Genomic DNA, 4,229 nt, shown 5'->3' with positions numbered 1-4,229 from the left:
GCTGGTTTTTCTTCGATGATTTGTTGGATTGTTGGTTCTTCTTCTGCTGGTTTTTCTTCGATGATTTGTTGGATTGTTGGTTCTTCTTCAACAACTTCCTCATTTTCATCGGATGCTAAAAGTTCATTAATTTCTTCATCAGCCATAATCTCTTCGATGAGTTTTTCTTCAACATCTCCATTTTCTTTTCTCTGTCTGATGCTTTCTTTAAGTTCATCTAATTCAGCATCATCATCTTTTGAGATTTGTTGTGCTTCTTTTTCTCTTTCACTATCTTTCCTTTTGGATTCTTTAATTAGTTCGTCAATAGTAAATAAGTCTTTAAGTTCATGTTTTTCATTATCTGGAGTCATAATTTCAACCTGCTTTTCGGTCATTGGTTCTTGGAATTTTTCAACTTCATTATCATAATTAATAAGCACTTGATTTTTGGATTCATATGCTATATTCTTATAATTGTCATTTTCTTCAACTTGAGGTTCAATGTAGACGTCATATTCGTCTTGTGGAACTTCTTCTATAGGTTCAATGTAGACGTCATATTCGTCTTGTGGAACTTCTTCTATAGGATTAATATCATTTTCAAATTGTGGTTGGGTAAAATGTTTTTGAGGAGTGTTATCTACTTTGTTTTGGCCATATGAGAGAATTCCGCTAAATGTATCGCTAGATATAATTGATTTTTCATCTTTTTCTAATTCATCGCCTTTATAGTGTAATTTAACGCCAATGATGGCAATTACGCCAATTATAAATATTGTTATCCAAAGTAAAATTGTTAGTTCGTTCATTTTTCCCAACTCATTCCTAGTTTATATTATAGTATATATTTGTCTATTCATTAATTTAAATATTTTCATATTTCATACATTTTTCCTTATATTAGTTTAATGCTTGATTGGTGTAGTATGCTTTTTTTAATTTGTTTTATTTTACTCTATTTAAGGGGATTTTAAAAAATAACCTTAATTTGATTAGATTTATTTAGGAGTATTATTTTTTTAATTTTTTAAAAAAAATTAGCATTTTTTCAATGCATTCAATTTATATATTCCGAAAAGTAAAATATATATTAGATTAATGTTTATGAGGAATTAATCATGGTTGTTAAAATTAATGAAAACTATCTTAAATTAAAAAGCAGTTATCTTTTTGTTGAAATTGCAAGAAGAGAAGCAGAATTTACAAAAGCACATCCTGATGCAAATATTATTAAAATGGGTATCGGAGATGTAACAAAACCGTTAGTACCTGCAGTTGTTAAAGCATTTAGAGATGCTGTTGATGAGATGGGCAATGCAGAAACTTTCATGGGTTATGGTCCTGAACAAGGTTATGACTTTTTAGCTGAAGCCATTATCAAAAATGACTATAACAAATATGGAGTCGAGCTTGACAAATCAGAAGTGTTCATTAGTGACGGAGCCAAATGTGACACCGGAAATATCCAGGAAATATTTGGCATTGACAATAAGATTGCAGTAACCGATCCTGTTTACACAGTATATGTGGACACTAATGTTATGGCTGGAAGAACAGGGGAAATGGGAGATGATGGCATGTATGAAGGTTTAACATACCTTAAATGCAACTCTGAAAACGGATTTATCCCAGAACTTCCATCTGAACCGGTTGATATTATTTATTTATGCTATCCAAACAATCCAACAGGTACAACACTTACAAAAGATCAACTTAAAGTATTTGTTGACTATGCAAAAGAAAATAAAGCTATTATATTATTCGATGCAGCTTATGAAACATTTATAAGTGAAGATAATGTTCCTCACAGTATATTTGAAATTGAAGGAGCAAAAGAAGTTGCAATCGAATTCAGGAGTTTTTCTAAAACTGCAGGATTTACAGGAACTCGTTGTGCATACACTGTTGTTCCAAAAGAATTAAAAGGATATGACAGTGAAGGTAACGAAGTGGAAATCAATCCATTATGGAACAGAAGACAAACTACCAAGTTTAACGGTGCATCCTATCCTGTGCAAAAAGCAGCTGAAGCAACCTACTCCGAGGAAGGTAAAAAAGAAATCCAAGATGTGATTGACTATTACATGGCAAATGCAAAAATCATAAGAGAAAGCTTGTCTGATTTGGGACTTGAAGTCTATGGTGGTGTAAGCTCACCATATATCTGGGTAAAAACACCTAATGACATGGATTCATGGGCATTCTTTGATTTGTTATTGAATGAAGCTAATGTAATTGGAACTCCTGGTTCTGGATTTGGTCCAAGTGGAGAAGGCTATTTAAGACTCACAGCTTTTAATACATTAGAAAATACAAAAGAAGCAATGGATAGAATTTCAAAATTGCAATTTTAGGTGTTTAATTTGAAAGCTAAATTTGAAAAACCTGTACAAATAGAAAATGGAGATTCATTTAAGGTAATTTTATCAAAATATGGTGCATTAGCATTGGATAAGCAAGAAAACCTTTCAGATTTAATTGGTGAAACTCCTGGAGAGTTAGATATAGAAAAAGGAATTATTTCATTTGATGATAAACAGTTGCCTATCCAGATATTAGGTTTCTTCTCACAAGATTCAAAACAATGGTCTTGGGCATGGGATAATGAGGATATTGGATTTGAAGACAGTTTAATTCAATCAGCCCGCCAAATGAAAGCAATAGGTGATGAATTTGACATTCCTGAATTCAAAACACCTGTAATTAATGCCGACATTAACGATTGCCATGCATTGGCAATGACTACAATATCAATTTTAAACCTGGATGCATACTATGCAGTACCTGAAGAAGGTTTGGTTATTTTTGTAGCTATTGAATCTGATTTGGTTGAGGAAAATGATTCAGTTCAAAAATTCAGAAATACTTTTGCAATTTTCCAACAGAACTTCAAAATATATCCTAAAATCGCATTTGAAAGCTATACCAAACTAAAAGGTTATATTTTCAAACCCCATGAAGATTTTGCAGTAGCCAAGATTGGTGAAAGCAGAATCATTGTTGGATTCACTGAAAGGGGAAATGTAACTCATATTCAAATGCTTTTAGAAGAAGATTAGTGATATTATGAATCAGGATTTAGTTGAAGAAATAGATTATTTAATTGAATTGCTTGCTAAATCTGGATTTTTTAATGTTGATGAGATTATGGAAATACTGGAAGATCAATTCATTGAAGAGGACATTGATTTTTCAGAATTTAATATTTCCTTAAATGATTCAGACAGTATTAATTTTAATAAACTTGAAAATGCGTTTAGGGCATTGGCGGACAGAGATATTGTAGCAATTCACAATTGCGGATATGATATTGAAGAAGGTGTGGCTGATGCTTTCGAACTAAATGTTCACCTTATAAATAATAAATTCCAACCAAAGGGATTTTGCTTTTATACATTCGAGGATGTTGAAGAAGCAATCGAAGATGAAAAACTAAAAATCACTTTTGGCGACTTTGAAAATGATGAAAATAAAGCATTGGAGATTGGCAAGGCCGTGGCTGAAGCTTTAAAATCTGAAGGTTTCTCAATTGTTTGGGATGAAACCATTAACAATCAAATTGAATTAAATCCATTCAAATGGGACAAGTCATTTGAAGAGGATAAAGAATACGAAATTGAAGGAGCATATGATATTTTTACTAATAGATAGGTGTTAAAATGAATATCCGGTCACTAAAATTAATTCGTGATGTAATTATAAACTCAGGGAAATGGACTTCAATAGAAATCTCTCAGGATTCAATATACATCGAGTTTAAGGATGTTGAACTTGGAGTTCCTAAGGAAAGTGAAGATTTTTCATTAACAGTACGTTTTGCAGTCGATTCATTTTTCACTGCTTTTTACAATAATATTTGGGATATTGAATTTTTAGCAAAATACAATTTTAAAGATCAGCTGTTAAGTGAAGAGGTTTCATTTAACATCAAGGATATTAAATTTGTTGATTTCGAATATCTTAACACATTTTTCTATAACTATAAAAAGGAAAAAACAATTTCTGTTCTTGAAGATTTTGATATTCACAATATACGTAATGACTTTTTCATGTTAGTTGAAACCGATGAAATAGCTATTGTCGTTGGAGGAAATCAGATGGATTTCTTCACCAAATCCGAACGTTTGGATGATGCTTCATTAAGAGAATTGTCTAACCAGTGGATGCTTTACTTTTTGAAATATCATTTGAAAAGAAATTTAATTAAAGATTCAATGTGTGAAAATCATCCATTGAATCCAAAAAAA

4 protein-coding genes and 1 pseudogene are annotated in these 4,229 nt (G+C 31.4%); 4 read left to right on the top strand and 1 reads right to left on the bottom strand.

Annotation, left to right across the window (positions count from 1 at the left end; all coding sequences use genetic code 11):
- Positions 1-791 (bottom strand): annotated as a pseudogene (locus ACJMLH_RS08400) (hypothetical protein); the annotation flags it as partial.
- Between the two features lie 309 nt (positions 792-1,100).
- Between ACJMLH_RS08400 and ACJMLH_RS08395 the strand changes: the two are divergent.
- The 4 genes from ACJMLH_RS08395 to ACJMLH_RS08380 all read left to right on the top strand — a co-directional run.
- Positions 1,101-2,336, top strand: a complete 1,236-nt coding sequence (locus tag ACJMLH_RS08395; RefSeq protein WP_405276644.1) for an LL-diaminopimelate aminotransferase — start codon at positions 1,101-1,103, stop codon at positions 2,334-2,336.
- A gap of 9 nt (positions 2,337-2,345) precedes the next feature.
- Positions 2,346-3,041, top strand: coding sequence for a DUF6882 domain-containing protein (locus ACJMLH_RS08390; RefSeq protein ID WP_405276642.1), 696 nt, complete (start codon positions 2,346-2,348; stop codon positions 3,039-3,041).
- 7 nt (positions 3,042-3,048) lie between these two features.
- Positions 3,049-3,633: a DUF6891 domain-containing protein gene (locus ACJMLH_RS08385; RefSeq protein WP_405276640.1), complete on the top strand. Its 585-nt coding sequence runs from the start codon at positions 3,049-3,051 to the stop codon at positions 3,631-3,633.
- Between the two features lie 8 nt (positions 3,634-3,641).
- On the top strand, positions 3,642-4,229 hold a 588-nt coding region (locus ACJMLH_RS08380; protein WP_405276638.1), incomplete at its 3' end, for a hypothetical protein.

This window comes from Methanobrevibacter sp. (assembly GCF_045116495.1).
In the GTDB taxonomy this organism is placed as follows: domain Archaea; phylum Methanobacteriota; class Methanobacteria; order Methanobacteriales; family Methanobacteriaceae; genus Methanocatella.
The sequence above is the reverse complement of the archived record's forward strand: the minus strand, read 5'-3'. Positions and strand labels throughout refer to the sequence as shown.